At 34.1% G+C, this 22,372-nt stretch carries 14 protein-coding genes; 2 read left to right on the forward strand and 12 right to left on the reverse strand.

Annotation, left to right across the window (positions count from 1 at the left end):
• Positions 1–368 precede the first annotated feature (368 nt).
• The 11 genes from gnpA to CC92_RS0114270 form a co-directional block, all read right to left on the reverse strand.
• The gene (gnpA, locus tag CC92_RS0114220; protein ID WP_029504973.1) at positions 369–2,537 is read right to left on the reverse strand and encodes a 1,3-beta-galactosyl-N-acetylhexosamine phosphorylase; all 2,169 of its coding nucleotides are present in this window, start codon (positions 2,535–2,537) and stop codon (positions 369–371) included.
• Positions 2,538–2,729: 192 nt separating this feature from the next.
• Positions 2,730–3,761, reverse strand: a complete 1,032-nt coding sequence (locus CC92_RS0114225) for a glycoside hydrolase family 88/105 protein (protein WP_029504974.1) — start codon at positions 3,759–3,761, stop codon at positions 2,730–2,732.
• Between the two features lie 298 nt (positions 3,762–4,059).
• Positions 4,060–5,733, reverse strand: a complete 1,674-nt coding sequence (locus CC92_RS0114230; protein WP_029504975.1) for an extracellular solute-binding protein — start codon at positions 5,731–5,733, stop codon at positions 4,060–4,062.
• 59 nt (positions 5,734–5,792) lie between these two features.
• Positions 5,793–6,710 carry a carbohydrate ABC transporter permease gene (locus CC92_RS0114235; RefSeq protein ID WP_081841958.1) on the reverse strand — a complete coding sequence of 306 codons (918 nt, stop codon included), beginning with the start codon at positions 6,708–6,710 and terminating at the stop codon, positions 5,793–5,795.
• A gap of 12 nt (positions 6,711–6,722) precedes the next feature.
• The gene (locus CC92_RS0114240; RefSeq protein WP_029504977.1) at positions 6,723–7,685 is read right to left on the reverse strand and encodes an ABC transporter permease; all 963 of its coding nucleotides are present in this window, start codon (positions 7,683–7,685) and stop codon (positions 6,723–6,725) included.
• A gap of 321 nt (positions 7,686–8,006) precedes the next feature.
• A complete protein-coding gene (locus CC92_RS0114245; RefSeq protein WP_029504978.1) occupies positions 8,007–10,334 on the reverse strand; it encodes an AraC family transcriptional regulator in 2,328 nt (775 codons plus the stop codon).
• A 141-nt stretch (positions 10,335–10,475) separates the two neighbouring features.
• Positions 10,476–11,372 carry a hypothetical protein gene (locus CC92_RS0114250; RefSeq protein ID WP_029504979.1) on the reverse strand — a complete coding sequence of 299 codons (897 nt, stop codon included), beginning with the start codon at positions 11,370–11,372 and terminating at the stop codon, positions 10,476–10,478.
• Between the two features lies 1 nt (position 11,373).
• A complete protein-coding gene (locus CC92_RS0114255; RefSeq protein WP_029504980.1) occupies positions 11,374–11,649 on the reverse strand; it encodes a hypothetical protein in 276 nt (91 codons plus the stop codon).
• Between the two features lie 334 nt (positions 11,650–11,983).
• A complete protein-coding gene (gene lnt / locus CC92_RS0114260; protein WP_029504981.1) occupies positions 11,984–13,603 on the reverse strand; it encodes an apolipoprotein N-acyltransferase in 1,620 nt (539 codons plus the stop codon).
• A gap of 176 nt (positions 13,604–13,779) precedes the next feature.
• Positions 13,780–15,636, reverse strand: a complete 1,857-nt coding sequence (locus tag CC92_RS0114265) for a hypothetical protein (protein WP_029504982.1) — start codon at positions 15,634–15,636, stop codon at positions 13,780–13,782.
• 332 nt (positions 15,637–15,968) lie between these two features.
• The gene (locus CC92_RS0114270; RefSeq protein ID WP_308545702.1) at positions 15,969–16,568 is read right to left on the reverse strand and encodes a TetR/AcrR family transcriptional regulator; all 600 of its coding nucleotides are present in this window, start codon (positions 16,566–16,568) and stop codon (positions 15,969–15,971) included.
• A 246-nt stretch (positions 16,569–16,814) separates the two neighbouring features.
• Here CC92_RS0114270 and CC92_RS0114275 point away from each other — a divergent pair, with 246 nt between their 5' ends.
• Both CC92_RS0114275 and CC92_RS0114280 read left to right on the forward strand, forming a co-directional pair.
• Positions 16,815–18,893, forward strand: a complete 2,079-nt coding sequence (locus tag CC92_RS0114275; RefSeq protein WP_029504984.1) for an efflux RND transporter permease subunit — start codon at positions 16,815–16,817, stop codon at positions 18,891–18,893.
• A gap of 13 nt (positions 18,894–18,906) precedes the next feature.
• Entirely contained in the window at positions 18,907–20,835 is a 1,929-nt protein-coding gene (locus tag CC92_RS0114280; RefSeq protein WP_029504985.1) for a hypothetical protein, read from the forward strand.
• Between the two features lie 109 nt (positions 20,836–20,944).
• Here the strand turns inward: CC92_RS0114280 and CC92_RS0114285 are convergent, their stop codons facing one another.
• On the reverse strand, positions 20,945–22,354 hold the full coding sequence (locus tag CC92_RS0114285) for an MFS transporter (protein ID WP_029504986.1): 1,410 nt from the start codon (positions 22,352–22,354) through the stop codon (positions 20,945–20,947).
• Positions 22,355–22,372 lie beyond the last annotated feature (18 nt).

The following is a 22,372-nucleotide window of genomic DNA, read 5'->3' on the forward strand; positions in this document are numbered from 1 at the left end:
ATAGTACTTTTTTGCTTGTACCACTGGTTTACTGACAGCATTCAACAATATATATTTTTTGCTGAATTGGTTCCTACATATTAGAATAAGAAGATAGCAGTTCACTCTCCCATTGGTGAAATTAAGAGGTATATTAAATATCATCAAACTATATCGCTATTTTTGATAGAATATCTATTAACCTCTTACATTATTCGGAAAGAGAATAAGTTAATGTATTCCGTAGATTGTTATTGTTAAGTCTATATTTATTTTAATCCTTATTCTTCCTTTTGTCCATAGCAAATTTCTATATATTTATCATATTTACTATAATAGAGTGAATATTCACTTACACATTAAAGTATTCTATAAACATTTTAAAGAGTTTACTCTAATGATAGTATTACAGTATCAAAAGCAGGTATATCCTTTGTATAGGTTACCCCTTTAATTGTTACGGATGCCTTTTGCAAGGTATCGCTATTATTAATCATAACTAAAATTTTATCTTCCTCATAATAAGCACTCTCTGTATTCACATTATCGGTAATCCCTTCTTGTAGGAAGGATTCGCCTGCTGCATATAAGATAATGTTGAGCAGAGTTCTAGCATTCTTAATCGAGTGTTCATAAGAAGTAAGATAGATACCAAGTCCTTTTCCAAACTCATAAGAAGTCATAACTGGCAAACCATTCTCTTCTTTCAATACTTTTGCTAATCCATCGGTGAGATAGATATTTTTCTTTTCTTTTGGTCCATGATCGATAAACTCTAATTCTTCCATCGGTTCTGGTAAAAAGGTATAACGGCCATGAGAAACACGGTCGCCTAAATCCATATCAACACCAAGTACATGTGCCAATCGAAATAGTGTATCATAACCATTAACAGCACTTGGCTCATTTACACCAATAAATGCTTTCCCTTCATAAACAAATCTTGTGATTCGTTCAATAACTTCCGGATCCTCCCAAGCTTTTCCACCACTCCAAGCAGTATTCAAAGTTCCGGCGTTAATTACAACATCGACATCCTCTAGGGCACCCTGTTTCACGTCTTCAAAGTTAATAAACTTAACGTCCACTGGTAGTCCTGATAAACTTTCATTGATATGGATTAAATCATGCATATACGTTTCATGAAAATGTCCAGATAGAGTCCATGAACGTAAAGAACCCCAGCTATGAAGTACGGCAACTCGTGGCTTAAGTACCATCGGCTTTCCAACCGTATGAAGTTGTCTGATTCTTCGAAATTCATTTGCAATCTTTTCGATATAGTCTGTAAAGTCTGGGAAATCCTCGACTAAATGAAGGTAACCTCCGAGACCGATACGTTCGATTGGTTCCCTAAGCAATGCTCTTCTTACACTAATCCAGTAATTCTTTGCATCAAGTGTTGGATTCCCACCATCCATAAAGGTAGGAGCTCCTCCGAGTCCAACTGGGAATAGATATGGATGGAGTCTTAATTCATGCGTATTTACCTTAACTCCTGCACAAAGTCTTACTTCAAATCCCGAGAACACACATTTTATTATGCCATCAAAACCAAACTTTTCAAAATTTTTATGATAAGGCTCAACTCCTACCCAACTATCATCATAGAATACATAAGCTAATTTTCCATAGTTATGTACCACATCAATCAATTGTTTACCAAAATCCACGACAAAGTTATTAATAAATTCCATCCAGTCAAGCTTATGCTGATCTGCTGGCATATGAGTAACATGGAACTTACCTTGATGAATAAAATCTTCTGCAGTAAGCGCATATCCATATGTTTCTTTAAACAAATTAAGAGCAAGCGGACTCACTGTAAAATCATAGGATGCCCAATCGGAGAAAAGGTAGCGATTTTTTTCATTACTTCCCCACATCCAGACAAAATTGTAAAACATCGAGGTAAATCTAACAACTGTCGTCTGTTCGTGTTGTTTACACCAATGATCCATCCAAGTAAGTAAGTACTCCCTTGTTTCTTTATGCATTGGATCAATTTGCATCAAGTGTTCTTTATTCCAGTTGTTTGTCGTATGGTTATACATTGAGATTTCTTCCCATATACGATAGGCCATAAAACTAACCGTATATTTATGCCATGGACAGATACCTGTTATGACTACTGATTGATTTTGCGGTTGGTAACTCCACTTTTCATTATCTATAAGAGTATCTGTCGTTCTATCATGCACTTGCCAATACATCAATGATTCTTTGCTATCATTTACTAAGAACTGCTCTTTAAAAAAGCCTTCCATTAAATCTATTATTAAAGTATCTGAATTAGCTACCACTGGACTTGTGACAAGAAAAGTTTGTTGTAATTTGTCCATATTCACTTTTGCCCAAGCATTATGGTCTCGAATCAGACAAATAGTGGAATAGATTCCATAACCTGCATTTAAGATGTCATCTGATAAAACTGTTCCATCACTATCACGAATTACATCTGCTCCCCATCTTTTTGCAAGCTCTAATGTCAAATCCTCGTATCCTGCTTCTCCAGGTAATGTAAATCCACCTTTTGTAATCTCATTATGCTGATTCACTTTTTTTCTCCTTATCTATGCAATATAGGGCTACCGTAATCAACGATAAGAATGTATTACGATAGCCCTGTCTAAACAACTTATTTTTCATAAACACCTATTGCTTACCAAACCTGCCAACAGATGAGTTACCTCCGTAAACAAGGTTTCGCTAACTTTTCCTTGCTATGAAGAAGATGTGTAAAATTCTTTTTATTTCGTACTATCTTCTACAATTGCTGAAAGGAACGCAAGTGCCAATCCTTGCCCCCATCCTTGCATCCAAGTCTTTGGTACATTACGATAACCTTCTCGATCTTTCATTACTGCTGTACCACCAGATACATTTAGTACTCTACCATCTTCTGATATATTCTTTAGAATACCATCCAAAGATTTCTGAATATATTTTGTGTGAAGCGGATTATGATTTGTAACCATTGCTGCTGCAATTCCACAGCTAGCAGATACTTCTTCGTAAGATTCTTCATCATCAAGGATTGTTCTCCATAAACCATTCTTGGTCTGTAGAAGCTTTAAGGCTGCTAGTTGGTCTCTAAGAGCACAATCAATTTCCATAAAAATAGGATATAAGTATGGTTCAGGAAGTATTTTACCAACTTGAGACATAGTATAAGCTGCCCAGGCATTAGCACGTCCCCAATAAAATCCAGACATATGATCTTTATTTATATTGTTATAGCCATGGTACCAAAGGCTTGTACTTGGCTCTTGAAGATATTTAATATGCCAGTAATACTGATTTAGAGCATCAGCAATCATATCCTCATCCTTAAGTTTTACTCCTACTCTCAATAAGAAAAATGCTGCCATAAATAAAGTATCCGCCCATGCTTGTTCTGGAAAATCATTATTTACTGATACGGTATGTTGAAGAACATGATCTCCAAAACGAAGTGCCTTATTACGAATATAGTCTACTTTGCTCATAACGATGTCCCAATATGTTTCATCCTCGGTTGCTTCATATAATGTTATCATGCAGTGCCCCATAGCACATGTATTTACTGTCCAATTAGGTAGCCCAAGAGCAATGTATTCATCTGCCCATTGTTTTAATAGATTAATATATTCTTCCTTCTTTGTAACGCGATAAGCCTCACTAATACCATAATAAGCAACTCCGCAAGGCCAATCCCATGTCATATCCATAGTCATAGTTTTTTTCACAACGCTGTCAATCACCTGTAATAAATTTTCTTTGTCATACTCAATTTTGAACATAATGTCTCCCTTAGTATTGATTTTATGATACCACATAACCCCCCTGAAAAACAGGAGGGTTACTTGGTAGTATGAACTAGTTACTTTTATCCTTTGTACTCTTCATAAGTAACTTTTCTGTTTTAAGTTTTACATAACTTTCTACTTTTTTATTACTATACTATTTTTCTTGTGTTTCTAACATTTTCTCTTATCATTTGCTACTAATTATCTCTTCTGACGTTTTTTAATCGCTTTATCGTCAATTTTTATCGGATTGTCTCAAAATCATATCTTGTGTAAGTTTCTAGATTAAGCCCTAGTTATATCCTCCAGCTGAGATTGCTGCTTGTTTCTCATCAAGAATTGTCTGGTATCCGGCAGCTAAGTAATCTTCACAAGCTTTTTGATATACAGCTTCGAATTCTGCTTCAGGAGCCATCGCACATTTTACATATAATTCTTTCCAAAGATCATTTAAATCAGATTTGTATTCTGCAACAGATTGGATCGTATCTAAGAAAATTGCATCTGGAGTCATGTACTCTAAGTTAGCAACATAATCCTTATATGCATCTTCAATGAGGTATTCAAATCCTGCTGGAGCCCAGTTTGCAATATTCGCTTTGTAATTTAATTCTTCATCTGCATACTGTGCACTTTCAACTACTAAACACCAGTAATCCTTGTTGTTATTATTAGAAAGTTTAGATTCTCCTGTATATTCTAAATTCTTAACAGCTAAACCAGCTGCATCTAAAGTATAGTTCTCACCTTCTACACCATTCTGGAAGAAGAATAAGTTATCTGGCTGACTTAACCACTCAAGGTACATCCATACAGCGACTCTCTCCTCTTCTGGAGTAGCAGAGTTGATACCCATAATCATACCAAATGGCCAGTAACCACGTTGCTGTGGAACACCACCTTCTGGAACGTTAGCTGCCATTGGAAGTAATGCAAGCTTAGCATCTGGATTATTCGCTAATAATGAGGTTGTAACATCAGTAGAACTTGAGATATAGAAACTATATACACCGCTGTTACCAGATACAAAATCCGCTTTTGTAGAAGCATCATCCGTATTTAAATAAAACTCTTTATCAATTAAATTGTTATTATACTGATAATTTAAGTTCTTTAAAAACTGATGTGTTGGTTCCCATGGTAATGCAGCGATAGAAAGATCAGAATATAAAGCTCTTTCATCTGTATCGATTGGCCAGGAACGGAAGAAATAATCATAGGTAAAGTTGTTCTGTACTAAAGTTCCGCCACCATTACCAAGTCCTGCATCTCTCCAAGCAGCAAATAATTCATTTAGTTCTGTTAAGTTAGTAGGCATAGTCTTACCAACTTTATCAATCCAGTCTTGTCTGATTAATGTAACCCAGTTGTAAGCAGTTGGTCTTGATGCAAAGAAGAATACCTTTTCACCATTGATCGTACCATAGGAATCAATTGTAGAACCTAGGTTTTTATAGTATGTAGGAGCATAGTTAGCAATTTCGTCGTAGTTTAATTCCTGCATTGCACCTTCATCATAGTAAGCGATTGCTTGTGGCATATCATAGTGGAAAATGATATCTGGTGCAGTACCAGCAGCTAACATCTGTGTAAAGTCAGTTACCTCAGTTGATCTACCGATGGCAACAAATTCAACTGTGATATTATACTTATCACCAAATTCTTTTTGAACCCACTGAGTGTAATAGTTGTTCGTTGGATTCCAACCTTCGAAAGCTCTGTCATAAACAGGGATTTGAATGGTTACATTTTTTTCAAATCCATTGGAGTAATCCTTAAAAGCACCTTCTGGAGCTTTGGTAGGATCTGTAGTCCCCTGGTTATTTTCAGCTGCCTGTGTCGGTGCTGTCGTAGGGTCTTTCTTGGTATCAACGGATTTGTCTTTGCTACCGCAGCCCGCTAATAATGCGGTCGACATAGCAAGTGTTAAAACAAGAGCTGCTGCTTTTTTCATTGATTTTCTCATAATAGTACCTCCCTTTTTTTTAATACATTTCTATAGCATCCGGTACCCCCGGAAAACTATCAACCTTTTACTGATCCAATCATGGTACCTTGAACAAAGAACTTCTGAACGAATGGATATACGCAGATGATTGGAATTGTTGCAAACATTATACATGCTGCTTTTAAAACTTCTGGATTTGTAACCTGTGCTGCACCTTCCGATGCTGCTTGTAATGACTCTGTTGCTGATACCACTAAATAGTACATCTTTAACTGTAGCGGTCTTAAAGATACATTCTGCTTTATATAGAACAATGCATCGGAATAAGCATTCCAACGACCTACAGCATAAAATAAAGATAAGGTTGCAAGTATCGGTTTTGATAATGGTACCACAATTTTTCGAAGGATCTGAAATTGTGATGCACCATCCAGATGTGCCGATTCAATTAAACTGTCAGGTATCGTACTTTGTAGAGATGTCTTCATAATTAAGAAGTTATATGGGCTAAATGCTAAAGGTAAAATTAATACAGCCCAAGTATCTAGAAGCCCTAAGTTATTCATTAATAAGTATTCCGGTATAATACCTGCGGAAAAGTACATGGTAAACATAAATAAGAAAGTAAAAAAGGAACGTCCTTTTAATCCTTTTCTCGATAATGGATACGCTGCACATAAAGTAATTAAAATACCAAGTATCGTAAATAGAATAGTTACTACTACAGATACATAAAAGGATCGTAATATGCTAGTATCCGCAAAAACTTTCTGATATGCTGTTATGGTAAAATCTTTTGGTAATAATAATACTTTATTGGCAATGACATAAGCTTCATTGCTGACTGATTTTGCAAAAACATGGATAAAAGGTAATACACAAGTTAATGCAGTAATTAATAATACTAAGTGGATAAAAAATGATGCAATCCCGTCAGTTATCTTATGTTTTACTATCTTCTTGTCTAATTTCTTTGTTTGTAATTTTGCTTCCATCTGCTCTCCTCCTTATAACAAGCCATCTTCGCCAAGTTTCTTTGCAATTCGATCCGATATAAGAACAAGTGCTAAACCAATTATTGACTGGAATAAACCGATTGCTGTTGCCTCACTGTACTTACCATTGGATAAGCCCATGCGGTAAACTAGGATTGGAATTGTTGTTGTATATTCTGGAGTAGCTACATTCATAAGTGCATATACATTTTCAAAAGAGCCAGCCATAATCTTACCTAAGTTCATAATAAGAAGGGTGACAATCGTACTTCTAATACATGGAAGTGTAACATGTCTGATTCTTCCCCAGCGACCTGCTCCATCTACGGTAGCAGCTTCATATAATTCAGGATTTACACTAGTTATCGCAGCCAAGTAAATAATCGTTCCCCATCCCATTGTCTGCCAAACATTAATCATAACGTAAGATACTAACCAATGAGTATTCTCTTGTAAAAACGGTATTCTGCTTCCACCCAGAGACTCAATAATGTTATTAACCACACCACTTGCCTGACCAAAAATCTGGTAAGCCATTGCACCAATAATAATAAAGGAAAGAAAATGAGGTAAATAAATTAAGGTTTGCGTTACTTTCTTAAAGTATTTATTCTTGACTTCATTTAATAAAAGAGCTAAAATTATTGGCATTGGAAATCCGAATAACAAGGTTAATACATTAAGTAATAACGTATTCCGAACAGCGGTTCCAAAGTTTCTCATGGAAAAAACTTTACGGAATATATCGAATCCTACCCATTCACTACCATTAAAACCTTTTAATATCTTATAATCTTTAAATGCTATGGTTAACCCAAAATAAGAACCGTATTTAAAGATTAAGGCAAATGCTAATGGTACTAATAACAATACATATAGTTGCCAATCTTTCTTTATGTAATGAAAAATGCCCCTCTTCCTCATTTGTAAAGGAACCACGCTGTTGCTTCTCTTATTTGCCTTGGCAAATTTCACAAATACCATCTCCTTCTGTTTGTAGTTTTGTGCGTTTTTTCATTTAGCATACTCACACTATAAACTGGATCTAAAACTTTGTAAATAATCACTTTTGACACTGCATATGATTTTTGATTTTTTTAAAAACCCTTGTTTTAATAGGGTTTCATGCGTCATTGAGAAATATGATACAATATTTTATCTAGAAATCAGTATGTCCAAATTACCAAATCATGTCTTTTGAGTATCAAATCTGATAGGTGAAATCAAAAAAAATATCCATAAAACCATTTTGACAGCTTGGTTTTATGGATATTTTGCACAAATGAAACTTTTGAATTATTTTATATTATTCTTAAAGTCACTCGGAGATACTCCTTCATACTTCTTAAAGAAACGATTCAAGCTCTGTACATTATGATATCCGACTTCTGTTGCTATCTGTGTAAGGCTTAAATCCGAGTGTAGTAACAAACGTTTTGCCTCATCAATACGTAAAAGGTTCACATTGTCCATCAAACTGTTCCCAGTTTCCTCTCGTATCATTTTTCTCATATACGAATAACTAATTCCAATTTGAGTTGCAAGCTCTTCAAATACGATTTCCTCTTTATAGTGTTTTCTCAAATACTTTATAATCTGTTCTGAGCTTTTTTCTGAAGTATCTTCATGGAAGCTCATTAAGTAGTCTGTGATTGAAATAAAAACCTTACCTAAATACACTTCAATGTCTTCTAGAGTATCCATTCCACCAATGGTCTGGTATAGATTTGTGTTATTTCCAAAAACCTTACTAGTATTCATATTGTGTTCCATCATAAATTTTACTGTAGCACCTGTTAATTGGTTTAATATCAACAATAAATTTTCGTAAGAGATATCTTCCTTATGCTTAATATCATCAAATATTCCGGAAAGTTCTGCTTTGGCACTATCTGCATCTCCCACTGAAAGGTAGTTAATTATCTTTTTTTCTCCGTTATAGGAATAGGAATACTTATTATTCTCTTTCTTTTGCGGATTCCAGAAGATAATTTGATTTCGGCCAACAATAATTCTTCGTTTGATTGCTTCTAATGCTTCCACATGACATTCATTAATAAGCTCATATCCATTGTGTACAGTAGAAACACCTATTGAGACCGTATATTCAAAGACATGCTGTGCTTCTTGTCGAATCCCTGTTAATATATTAAATAACTCTCTTGATACTTTTACATAATCATAACTCTTCATATTAATAATGATAGCCATCATACCTGCTCCATTTCTCATGGACTCTACATGATAACCTTCTGAAAAAGCCTTCTTTATCTTATCTTGTAAAGTAAAGCGCTGAATACCACGCTTATCTTTACCAGTTGTCTCTAAATATAGCTTTGTGTTATCGATTGAGATTATTGCAACCATATAATGATTGTACGGGAATATCTTTTCAAGCTCTTCCATTTGTTTTTGATTTGTTATCTCTCCAGTCAGAAGATTATGTAAAAGTAAGTTTCTAGCTTCCAATTCCTTTTCCTTTAAAAGATGATGCAATTCACTTTCCTGCTCCTGTATCTTCTCAATTGCACCACTTAAGTAAGAAAGTTCATTTTTCACCCCAAGTTCTTCCATCCCATTAAGCTGTTTTACGTTTTGAACCAACTTTCTCATTGGCTTTGAGAATCCTCTTGCTAATACAACCACTACAATTGTTCCAAGAGCAATGATAATTAAGATAAATACAGTATAGCCACTACGTATGCCTTGTGCTTTACTCATCAGTGTATCCATATTATAGGTATTCACATAAATCCACTGAAATTGCGGTGACTTTTGATAAGTTAATAAGATTGCCCTCTCTCCATCTTTCTGATATTGGTAGCCAGTAGTGATGCCACTTGCTAACGACTCTTTCACATATTCAATCTCTCCAAACTTTTTAAGGAATTTAGAGCTCTCCTTATGCGATATAATCGTACCATCTGTCATTACCATAATTCCTTGTGCTTCTTTGGAATATAAACTTGAAAGTAGCAATTCATTTAGGCGTTGTGCATCTACATTTACAACAATGGTACCTTTTGTTGATGTTGTTAATTTGTTAAGTCGATAGATATAAGAAATTACATTCCTCATTTCTCCAGAAGTTTTTCCATTTGCTAGTTCGGAAAGGGTTGCTGTATTATACGTTCTTGCATACCAAATTCCTGCAGAACCTAGTCCCTTTAGTTCTAACTCATCCATCCAAGCTATATCCTCATATGCTTGATTCTTTACAATCCCTCGATTTGTAGAAATCACATAATCTGCACCATCCAGACAAAAGTAAATAGAACTAACTATTCGATTGTTATTTTGAATTTCACGCATCTGATCCAATATACCTACAGCAACATTAACTTTACTATATTCTGAGTTTAATACTTCATATGAAGTTAGGTTTTTTAATCCATTAAACTCATTCGTGCCTACCATCTGTAATATGTTCTTTACAATATTCATTAGCATCGCTTCACTATAAGAGCTGCTTGTATCAATCTGAGCCATAGCAGAGGTCGCAATCTCTTCTTCTGAATATTTCATCATTTGAACATTACTGTAATATCCTGTCATTACTGTTGGTATTAAGAACAATAATAACAAGATAAAAATTAACTGAATTACGATCGGAATTCGTTTCATCTCATCCTCCGAAATGTTATTTTTCCTATGTAAATTAACAAATAATATCTCCTTCTCACAAATATTTTAGTGATTATGTATAGTGTATCTAATTTTAATTCACATTGCAAGATTAAATATTTGGCTATTTTACCCTAATCCCTACTTTTGAATATAAAATATATTCTGACTCATCTCTTTGACAGACTTTTCTATCATGTCTTTTTTTCCTAATAACCAAGACAAGTCCTTTGGTGTAATACATTTTTTAGTAGAGAAATCAACATTGATAGAATGTTCCATTAACTCAATGACGTTCGAATAAAATAGAAACACTTGTTTAATAAAAAAATAATGCTTTTCATATGGTGTATTCGCTAACTTCAGAATAGATTCTAAAGTAATTGTTCCTGGATATTGTCTAACCGAAATCTGAGCCGCCATATTCTTTGCGACCAAGAAGGCATGAACTCCCTCCATCTCAGGCAAAACAATTTCCTTGATACTATCCTTTATAAAAATTAGTACATTAAGATAAAGATTTAGCTTCGAAATCATCTCTGATGTTTTATTTATTTCATTTCGATATTCTTGTTTTCTTAAAGCTATCCTATCTCGTAGATTCTTTATATCTTGGTTACCAACATCTATTTTTTTCTTATTCTTTGTCCATTCATATAAAAATTTTGTAACCAAATCTTTCGGGTCTGTCTGTTCTTTTGTTAAACGTTTTCTTGCAAGAAGATAGGTACGCTTAATCTCGGTATCCATCCATTCTTTCTCTATGGATTGATCTGTTAAAAAAGTAATGTAATTTGGCCTTTTACTTGGGCTTCCATACTCTTCTAACTCCAGATACAACTGATTTATGTAAGGAATCAAATAAGCGGTTCTAATATTATCCACCGCTAATAATAACTGCTGATATTCTTTCTTTTTTGTTTCATCATCCATAGTTAACTGCTCTATCTCTTTTTGATAACTTCGATAGATAGAATCCATCGTATTCGATAATTCCAATACAGATTCTTTTTTCGTAAAGCTGCCTACATTAAGCATTCTATTGTCCTCCCATATATTCTTTAAAAGAATCTGGTTTGGTCATATCTCTTACACCAACAATCTCACCGTGTCGAACTAGATATTGATACCGGTCTAATACTGTTATAAGATACTCTTCGCGTACTCCAAAAGCTCTTACTTCTCCTTGATTCATTGGAAGTTTTAGATTCACCGTATTCATTGCCTTTTTCTTTGATTTATTTACAATAAATAAAATCACGCATAATATTAACAAACTTACTAGAATACCTGCACTAGCATAATACATCCACATTGTACTTTCTCCTCCAAAATAATCTTTCCATAGCTCCATTATATGAAATTTAGCATTTTATGTCAATTCTTACAAATTTTATCTCATATGGTACATTGTATCTTTTTATTTTAAAAAGATATGAAAGAATGTGTACAAAAAGCTTTAGAAAGCAAATTTATAAAGGGAAAATATCATAATTAGAGAGTCGTAACTATTTAAAATACCCTTTGGCAAAGAGAGCTATTTACAAACATATCATTCTTTACCAAAAGGGCATTTTTTTTTACTTTAAAAAAATCTATTTTCTTTTATAATAATTTGATAGCTTCCATTAACTATAGTTCAACCACGATTAAAAACGATGAAATCTTCTCTTTATAATGGCAGCAAATATCAGGCATACACCGGGAATTACAATAACATCTCCAATTCTAGTATAGACAGTTTTATGGTCAAAGAACCTGACATTACCACGTAATGTTGTACCTACTAAAGCATCTGCTCTCTCCATGACCTGTCCCTTTTCATTTATAATTGAAGTTAGCCCTGTATTGCTTGCACGAACAACATACCTGCCATTTTCCACTGCACGTAAGATAGACTGAGAATGGTGCTGATAAAGTGCAGCAGAATATCCAAACCAAGAATCATTGCTTATCACAGCAAGTAACTCCGCTCCATTCTTAACACTTTCTCTTGATATCTTAGGAAATATGGATTCATAGCATATGATTCCACCTACCTCTCCGTACTCTGTTGCTACTGGAAAAGATTCTGTTCCTGGGGTTTCTGATAGCTGCTCCATTAACATGGATGTAAAGTCAGGTGAGATTTTTCGAAATATCTTGGAAAATGGTAGATATTCTCCAAAAGGAACTAGTTTCTGCTTATAATATGGCTTTTCTGATATTCCATCTTTTGTTACTACATACATTGCATTATAACTGTTTGTTTCACCATCCACTACCTCACGGTCAAAAGCACCAAGAATAATACTGATATTGTGCTTTTCACATAATGCCATTAACTCACTTTGTTCCTCTTTAACTTCTTCTAGATAAAAAGGTACTGCTGTCTCTGGCCAAAATACAAGTTTTGTATTCGGTGTAACATTATCATCTGTTAAATCCATATAATCTGCAAAAATCTGAACTGTCGTTGTCTGCCATTTATCTAATCCAGAATGGTTTCCTTGTACTAATAAGACCTCGATTGCTTCAGAATTTTCACCATCCAATCTTTTATTTACCCTAAAAGTTCCAAACACAATATTTCCGATCAAGGATACGCCAATAAAAATATAAGCAGTTAAATTAATAAGAGCTTCCTTTTTCCATCGAATTCTCTCCGTTTTTAATGGTAAAATCCCAAAATAACGACTACCTGCTTTCACAATCCCAAATGCAATTCCACCATTAATCAATAATAGCAAGAAGGAAATAAACAGACCACCGAACAAGGAAGCCGATTGTAGAAATAATGACCAAGGGGTTACGGAAAGTGATAATCTTGCCCATGGAAATGGCACTATACCGAGGAATTCTTGCAGCCATTCCGCTAGTACATAAAGGCATGAAATTATTACAATATCCCATGCCGTGCCAGTTCGTATACGCCTAAAAGAAAGCAAAGAAATATATAATCCAAGTCCATTTTGTAACACAATTAAAATGATTGCTAAACCAAGCAATAAAACTGCTAAAATCCCAGACAAAGGCATGACAGGAGTTAAATAAAAAAGCCAATACAACACCGGACCATAATAAAAGATGGAATAAGAAAAGATTGCAATTGGTAATATCTTTTTTAGTTCCGTCTTATTGTTTTGAAAGAATATAAGAAAGAACGGTATTAAAGAAAAAAAACATAAAAACCAAGCTCTTTTATCTAAAAATGCATATGCAGTTAATATTCCAGAAATCATACTATAGAGAAAAGCTTGTATTCTAGGTGAGAAGTTTAATCCATTCATATAAAAACAACCTCGCTTTCATTTGTCTTACGAATTACTTCCACCCATTGACAAGCTTGGCAAAATGGCCCCTAGATTCTATTTCAGAAATTCGTACCTACTACATACATAATTTCACCCAATCATACCAAAATTATGTAAAGTATAGTAGGAACAATTTCTATAAACGAAATGATTTATTCACAAATTCGCCATCCACCACTATGGCGAACTATCTTATTTTCTTGCTTTAACCTTTTTACAATTCCCTCAATTGCATTATGGAATGTTTTTGTGCGCCTTGGATATCCTAATTGCTCCGCAATTATTTTACTAATCTCATCCAACGTAATTTCTTTTTCTACACGTATAATAGATACTATTCCTGAACATAACTCACATTCCGGAATCCCTTCGATTTCTCTTCTTCCGTTCTCAGGTAAATTGATTCGAAGATTATAGTCTGTACTATCCTCCTTTTGTAATACACCCTCTTTTAGAACAAACCCAACTATAAGGTTATTCTCTAAGTAGGACTTCATACTATCCTTTAATTTTGTAGTGATTCTTTTTTGCCCTAACAGCTTTACCACTCTTTTTTGGAAGATTTCCTCTTTGATTGGATGTTCTGCTAGAAGAACAGTTTCACAAATTTTCCATACGTATTCATTAGTTAACTCAGGTTCTACTTCGATGAATGGATTTATAGCTTCGATATAGAATGAAAATCCATAATTTTTTGGTTGTTTAGAAGCAAGCAGATATTGTTTTACTTCTTCCCAGTCAGTGGAATATTTTCGATAGTGCCCACCAAATACCTCTTCTATCCTATCTTGATTCGCCAAAAGCCATTCTTCTTTTTGTTTGATTCTTTCCATTAATAGAAGATATTTTCTTACTTCAGCAATCGTTAATCCTTCTCCTTTTTTATAAGCTAAGGATAGCATTCGTTCTATATCTTTCGTAAATCGCTGACAGTTTTCCATTAAACGATATAGTAAGTTGGTACCTTCTGGTAACGACAGATCCATTATCTTATTGGTATCTGCTAAAGGAATGTTTTCTAATTCATATAGCCTCTCTTTATCCTCTTCATTTATCCATGTTCCGATTAATTCTTTTAGTTTCCTAATACCATCCTCTTTTAAGAGCTCCTTAATGCAGTTCATCGGAAGCTCTATCGATAACAGATGTAGAAAACGATAGATGGAATCATATTCTTTTCTCAATTTATGAAAGGCAGTCTCTTCTTTTTGATAATTTTCACCTAATAGACTATCAATTTTTTTTAAATCTTTATCTAACCATGTTTTGCATTCGTGATATATCAAAAGATTTTGATATAAAACTTCATATTCTTGCTCATTTAAGAGCTCTAAATCTTCTTTAAATAAAGAACGGAAGTACTTCTTTTGCTTCCAATAAAAACTATGAAAGTAACGAAAACCTCCCTTATTTACAGAATGAAAACGCTCAACTAAAGGCATGTTTTCTTCTTGGAATATCTCATCTTTCCATACCTTTCCAAGACGTTTTTCTGCCTTTTTATAGTCCTCAACCTTGGTTTGCGTCAAATCAATCATTTCTATCACTGCTTCGTAATTTGCTTCCACAAACCAAGCTGCAGTAGGTTTTGTATCTTTCTCAATTTGCATAGAGAGAACTAAAAAGTCAATTAGATTTCTTATTGTATAAAAAGACAGCTGATACCGTTCTTGGATATTTCTTGATACCTCTTCCATCTTAATTAACTGTTGATAACCATTTTCTAATTGAACGAGTATTTGCTTAATGAATTGTAACAAGTCGATAGCATGATACTGTAGCATCTGATTATGTAGCTTATTTTTTATAGAATAAAACATCTCTTGATATTCCTTTTGAAAGCGTTCTCGCATGCTTACCACATCAAGAGTTAAGATATCGGATTGAAACTTTTCTAATACTTGATTACGCTCTCGCTCTAAACTTACTGTAACATATTTCACATCATTATAAAAATGCGCCTCTTGCTCTGTAATACTATAATTTTGTAACTTGATCTCATTTGTCATTTGGTTTCCCCAGTATTTCTATTTCCTATTTCTTAGGTAATTTCATATCTAAAATAACCTAACATTGGATATGATAACAAATTTTGTTCTAAAATACTATGAACAAATTCTGTTAGAAACTTAAAATTTCTTATATTTTATAAACTTAATACTCACATTTTTTTATTTTTATTGTTTCACAAATAACGATTAATATCTATAATTACAAGATAAAAGGCTTTGTAATAGCCCGACTTTTTCTGTTCGGACTATTACAAAGCCTATCTTCTTTTTAATAAAAGATTATCTTTTTTTAGAATAAATAATATTTTCTCTATTCATATTTCCAAATACTAATTTTTTTCCCTTACGATTTGCATTTGGATAATTCCTCGAATCACATCGTAAAGATATGGTTTATACTCTTTCATTGGTAAAGGTTCATTTTCAAGAATACAGCTATAACAACTAGAGCCAACTAATTCTATAATCATAAACAGCATTATTTCAGGATTCTTAAATTCATATGGACTCTCCTCTACCATATGCAAAAATGTATCATAAAAATCAGTCTCAGCAGTATCATGACCTTTTAATAAAGCAGTTTTAAAAACACCCCAACTCAAATTTTTAGAGATAAATTTTAGAAACTCTGGTTCTTTTGCCAGTCGATCAATAATTTGATCTGCAATAAATATTAAACGCTCTGAAAAATCCTTAATCTCTGTTTCCTTTAACTTAAGTTCAGCTGCATGAAACAGTGATCCTGCTTTATATGCAATTAGCTTATCTCGTAAATCATACTTGTCCTTAAAATATAAATAGAAGGTACCCTTAGCTACTCCAGCCTTTGTAACAATATCCGAGATTGATGTCTGAAAAAAACCCTTGGTTCGGAATAAATCAAACGAAGAATGAAAGATCGAATTTCGTTTTGCTTGCTTATTTTCCATTATTCTTCCCATCAGCCTTCAGCCCCTTTCTTATCCATGGGGATTTCGTATCGAAAGTACTTCCTTTCGACAAATCATCTTTATACTAGCACAGAATATTTGAAACATCAATAGCAAGAACTGCTTGGCTTTCATTAAGATTTCATTAAATTCAAACATCAATATTGACCAGTGGTCATTTTTGTGTTATAAATTATCCTTAGTAAATGACCATTAGTCATTTTTTAAAGAATGGAGGATGAAAACATGATAAGATTTGGTAAGTTCGTTACCAAGCACAAAAAATTAATTTTGTTGCTTGGTATACTACTACTAATCCCGTCCTTTATCGGTATGGCGTGCACAAGAATTAACTATGATGTACTTACATACTTACCAAAGGACACAGAGACTATGATTGGCCAAGATATCTTAGTTGAAGATTTTGGCATAGGGGCTTTTTCTATGGTAATCGTTGAAAATATGCCCAGTAAAGATGTGGTTACGTTAAAAGAGAAAATGAAGGAGGTAGATCACGTCAAAGATGTGCTGTGGTATGATGATGTCTTCTCTATTGATGTTCCCATCTCAATGCTTCCACATAAAATAAAGGATGCATTTAACTCAGAGAACTCTACCATGATGGTTGTACTCTATGATGGCACTACTTCAGCTGACAGTACCATGGATGCCATTGGTCAAATTAGAAAAGTTGCTGGTGAACAAGTATTTATCAGTGGCATGTCAGCTCTTGTAACCGATACCAGAGACCTCTCTAATCAAGAAACTCCAATCTATGTATTGATTGCTGTCGCTTTATCACTCCTTGTTTTATGTATTAGTATGGAATATTTTTTAGTGCCATTTTTATTCTTACTAAGTATTGGTATGGCAATTGTTTATAATCTTGGTAGTAACATCATCTTTGGAGAAATCTCTTATATCACCAAAGCATTAAGTGCAGTTCTTCAACTAGGAGTAACTATGGATTATTCCATCTTCTTACTTCATAGCTACGAAGAGAATAAATTACGTTACCCAGGTGATAAAGACAGGGCGATGTCGCATGCAATATCAAATACCTTCTCCTCTGTGGTTGGAAGTTCAATTACAACAGTAGCCGGGTTTATTGCACTTTGCTTTATGAGTTTTACATTAGGAAAAGATATCGGTTTGGTTATGGCAAAAGGTGTTGTTTTTGGTGTGATTGCCTGTATCACAATACTCCCATCCATGATTCTTCTCTGTGATAAGTGGATTGAAAAGACCAAACACAGAAATTTCTTGCCAGATTTAAGGAGATTATCCACTTTTGTTACAAAGCACTATCTTATATTTGTAATAGCATTTGTCGTTTTGATGATTCCTGCAATATACGGTAATAACCATACAAAAGTATATTATAATCTTGATGAATCCTTACCAAAAGATTTAAAGAGTGTAATTGCAAATGACAAATTAAAAGAAAATTACAATATGGATACCACAATTATGCTTCTCTTAAAGAGTGACTTGTCACAAAAGTCGGTAGATCAACTAATGTCTGAAATAAACTCAATCGATGGTATTGAATGGACACTCGGTATTGATAACCTCATCGGACCTGCGCTTCCAATCTCTATGATACCAGATCAACTTATTTCTGCAGTTCGAAATAAAGATTATCAAGTTGAGATTGTAACTTCTAGCTATAAGGTTGCTACCGATGAAGTAAATAATCAAATTGAACAGATTAATCAAATCGTTAAGAACTATAGTAAGGATTCCTTAGTAGTGGGAGAAGCCCCATTAACCAAGGACTTAATTACAATCGCAGATACCGATTTTAAAACTGTAAGTATTCTCTCTATTGTTATTATATTCCTTATTATTTTAATATTATTTAAATCAATCTCATTACCAATTATCCTTGTTAGCGTGATAGAATTAGCAATTTTTATTAACATGGGTATTCCATATTATACAGGAACCGAACTTCCATTCGTTGCCTCGATCGTTATCGGTACCATCCAGCTCGGTGCTACCGTTGATTATGCAATATTAATGACAACAAGATATCGAAAGGAACGTAATAACGGAAACAGCAAAGTAGAATCCATCACGATTGCACATCGCACTTCTATCAAATCTGTTTTTGTAAGTGCATTAAGCTTTTTTGCTGCTACCTTCGGTGTTGGACTCTATTCCAATATCGATATGATAAGTTCGCTATGCAGTTTAATGGCACGAGGAGCCATAATTAGTATGGTGGTGGTTATCTTTATTCTGCCTTCCATGTTTATGCTCTTTGATCGTATCATATGTAAAACAAGTATTGGCTTTGGTTTAAATAAAAAAGCAAATTAAAGGAGGAATGACTATGAAACGTATTATGAATAAAGTTACCGTTTGTGTACTCTGCACTGCCATGATCGGAGGTATCTGCTATGTAGGCACAACGTTTTCAGGAAAAGAAGGTACGGCTCTTGCTGCTTCCCAACTAAAAGATGTCACTAATAATTTAACTATGGCCAACAAAGCCTCTGTTACTAAAAGTTTAAACGATAGTGGAAAAAGCGATAAAACAGAAAAAGAAGAAGTAGTTTATGTAAAGATGAATGCAAGCGGTGAAGTTTCCCAAGTAATCGTAAGTGATTGGCTAAAGAATTTTAACAATGACTCTACTTTGTTAGATCAATCAGATCTAGAGAATATTACAAATATCAAAGGGGATGAAACATTTACAACCAATGCGGATGGATCCATTTCTTGGGCTGCTAATGGCAATGATATTTATTACCAGGGATCTACGACAAAAGAATTACCCTTTGATATGAAGCTTACCTATATTCTCGATGGAGAAGAATTTAGTGCGGAGGATGTGGTTGGAAAAAGCGGTGCACTAACGATAAGGCTTCAGTTTAAAGGAAAAGAACAAGTACCATTTTCAATACTTTCTGCTATGACAGCAAGTACTGATATGATAACAAACGTCACTGCTAAGAATGCTAAGGTGATATCCGATGGAGATAAATATATAATAGTTGGTGTAGCTTTATGCGGTGTACAGGATACTCTCAAATTAGAAAGTATTGAATTACCAGAGGAAATTGAGATTAACTGCGATGTAACAAATTATGATCCTGTCATGTTTCTTAATGTCATAACTACTGGAATCCTTTCTAATATCGAACTAGATAAAGATTTAAATATGACTGAACTATCCGAATCAATGGATACCTTATATCAATCTTGTGAGGAATTAAAAGACGGCACAGGTACCCTTTCAAGCTCATTAACAGAGTTTCAAGGAAAGTCAGAAGAATATTTTTCAGGAGTAACTACATTATTGAATGGGACGAAAGAATATACGGATGGTGTAGCTAAAGTTATGAATGGAGTAAAAGAGTTACATTCTAAATCTTCTACCCTTGTAGAAGGTGTTAATTCACTATTAAACGGTGCTACCTCCTTAGATGCAGGATTAGATCAAGCAAACACTGGTATCACCTCCTTAACCAATCAATTTAAAGATTTGGTTACAGGAAGCAAATCTATGAAAGAAAGTCTTTCTTCCTTACAACAATTAGTCACTGGTATTGTTGACGGTAAGGCGAAAGAAAATGATGTATTATCACAATTAATGCAAACCGTTGAAAATAATGAAAAGATCCTTGTTACGTTAAAAGCCGCAAATGCGGACACTAGCATTATCTCTGCTCTTGAAAAAAATACAGCTGCACAACGACAAATTGCGGAAGGACTAAAACTAAGCGGTCAGACCTTAAGTGGTTATCTTGAAAAATTAGAAAGTGCCATCACACAAATCTCTCAAGGAGCTGAAACTTTGTATCAAGGTTGTATTTCAACCGATACTGCGCATGAACAATTACAAAGTGGTTTGTCAAAACTTACTGCTGGTAGCAAAGCATTAGGGGAAGGTTTCACTTCGTTAGATGCTGGTTCTAAAGCATTGAAATCAGGAGTTGATCAGTTATATACTGGTGTAACAAAATTAGAAGGTGCTACTTCTTCCATAACAAATGGAGCAAAGAAATTAACAGATTCCTCAAAACTAATGAGTGATGCTGTTCGTGACTTAGCTCTTGGTGGAAAGAAGGTATCCGATGGAATGAACCAATTCTACGAAGAAGGAATCAAAGAATTATATGATAAATACAATGATACACTATCATTAATCCAAGGGAAATTAGATACTTTAATTGAGCAAGGTGAGAATTATAAGTGCTTTACAAAGCTATCAGAGGAAATGGATGGTAATGTTAAGTTTGTCGTAGAAATTCAATAAACTATTTGAATATGCCATTAAGGAAGAACTCACTTCAGCATCAAATATAAAAGGTATGAAATCACTTTTTTAAGAAATATGATTTCATACCTTTTTGAATTTACATTCATTATCTTACCTGTTTTTTCGGTGATTTCCCTTGTATCACAAGTTTTGTATAAGTAAAAGTTACCAGTAATAATACGACACCTAAGGTATTTAAAATCTGTTGCGCATATAATTCCTTTTGAAATATAACTAGTGGATTTTTCTGAAAATAATCTAATAATTTGCCACCGAGATAAGAGATCAGAAAACCATAAACACCGGAAATAGAGGACAACAGGCTAAGTTGAATCATCCTTCTTTTTTCATCTAAAAATTCAAGCTGTATTCCAAATAAACCAATCCCGATAAATGACCAACCACAAGCTGAGAAAAATGCTGCCGCTGGTATCATAATATAAGCATTACTAGGGAGCGAACATGCAGTCAAAAGGTAATTCAGTAGTAATCCTAACAAGGAGTACTTAAATACTTTTGCCATACCAAACCGATCTGCAAGCCGTCCGACTTTAGGTGATATGTAAATACGAAAAAGATTTGAGCAAAACCCTATTATCATAATAAAAGTATACGGGAGTGCCAATTCTTTGATCTGGTAACTAGAGTTAAACGGTGCTGCTATGTAAAAAGAAGTCATCCATAAACAATTTAGACCCAAAGCTTTACGAAAGAATCTATTTCCGAACGCTGATTTAAGTTCTGACTTCATACTATCATGAGAATCATTTTTATGTACTGATTTTGCACGTTTTGCTAGTGTACCATGCATTTCAAAACCATCTTCATTCGTATAGGATAACCTTGGCTCTTTCATAAAGCTAAATGCAACAAAATTTACTATTACTAATATTGCAATCATAATACCAATCAATACAAACCCTATCGTTAAATGACTTTTTTTATAATGGTCAAGAACAATACCTGCAATTAACATCACGCTTACTGTTACAAACACTGCCACGGAATCTTTAATCGCAAAATATCGCCCGCGTAACCTGCTCGGTACAAGGCTTGCTATCCAGTCTTGATTTGCTGGTGTTCCTATCTGAGTACATATCTGCGCATAAAAATACCCTGCAACAACCCAGATCATCTTAGCCCTCCCACTAAGCGTAAATAAGGGAACAAAATAGATGAGTGAAAAGGCTAGTTTTTGTAAGACTGTAAAGCAAACATAAAATTTATATTTGGGCAGTTTGTTTACAAACCGCATCATCATCAGCTGAAATACTGCTGCCAAACTTGCAAGTGATGTTAGAATACCTATATTAGCATCGGAAATACCAACATAAGACATCAAAGTTACAATAAAAGTACCACCAGCGAGTTGTGCAATTGTTTGATTTGCAGAATCTCCAAGTGTATACCACATCCTACTTCTCTTTAAGTCCTGCTTATTCTCTGGCAAAGCCATAAAATAAACCCTTCGTAATTTGCCAAGCAGGAATTTTGACATTACCATCAAGTTATTCATTAAGAGTACCCCCATACA

Source organism: Lachnoclostridium phytofermentans (assembly GCF_000733755.1).
GTDB classification, from domain to species: domain Bacteria; phylum Bacillota; class Clostridia; order Lachnospirales; family Lachnospiraceae; genus Lachnoclostridium; species Lachnoclostridium phytofermentans_A.

Bases quoted from the DNA above. Each gene is read 5' to 3' on its own strand.
- CC92_RS0114270 (WP_308545702.1), bottom strand. From the start codon at position 16,568: ATGGAAAATAAGCAAGCAAAACGAAATTCGATCTTTCATTCTTCGTTT.
- CC92_RS0114275 (WP_029504984.1), top strand. From the start codon at position 16,815: ATGATAAGATTTGGTAAGTTCGTTACCAAGCACAAAAAATTAATTTTG.
- CC92_RS0114265 (WP_029504982.1), bottom strand. From the start codon at position 15,636: ATGACAAATGAGATCAAGTTACAAAATTATAGTATTACAGAGCAAGAG.
- CC92_RS0114280 (WP_029504985.1), top strand. From the start codon at position 18,907: ATGAAACGTATTATGAATAAAGTTACCGTTTGTGTACTCTGCACTGCC.
- CC92_RS0114230 (WP_029504975.1), bottom strand. From the start codon at position 5,733: ATGAGAAAATCAATGAAAAAAGCAGCAGCTCTTGTTTTAACACTTGCT.
- CC92_RS0114225 (WP_029504974.1), bottom strand. From the start codon at position 3,761: ATGTTCAAAATTGAGTATGACAAAGAAAATTTATTACAGGTGATTGAC.
- CC92_RS0114235 (WP_081841958.1), bottom strand. From the start codon at position 6,710: ATGGAAGCAAAATTACAAACAAAGAAATTAGACAAGAAGATAGTAAAA.
- CC92_RS0114285 (WP_029504986.1), bottom strand. From the start codon at position 22,354: ATGAATAACTTGATGGTAATGTCAAAATTCCTGCTTGGCAAATTACGA.
- CC92_RS0114245 (WP_029504978.1), bottom strand. From the start codon at position 10,334: ATGAAACGAATTCCGATCGTAATTCAGTTAATTTTTATCTTGTTATTA.
- CC92_RS0114255 (WP_029504980.1), bottom strand. From the start codon at position 11,649: ATGTGGATGTATTATGCTAGTGCAGGTATTCTAGTAAGTTTGTTAATA.
- lnt (WP_029504981.1), bottom strand. From the start codon at position 13,603: ATGAATGGATTAAACTTCTCACCTAGAATACAAGCTTTTCTCTATAGT.
- CC92_RS0114250 (WP_029504979.1), bottom strand. From the start codon at position 11,372: ATGCTTAATGTAGGCAGCTTTACGAAAAAAGAATCTGTATTGGAATTA.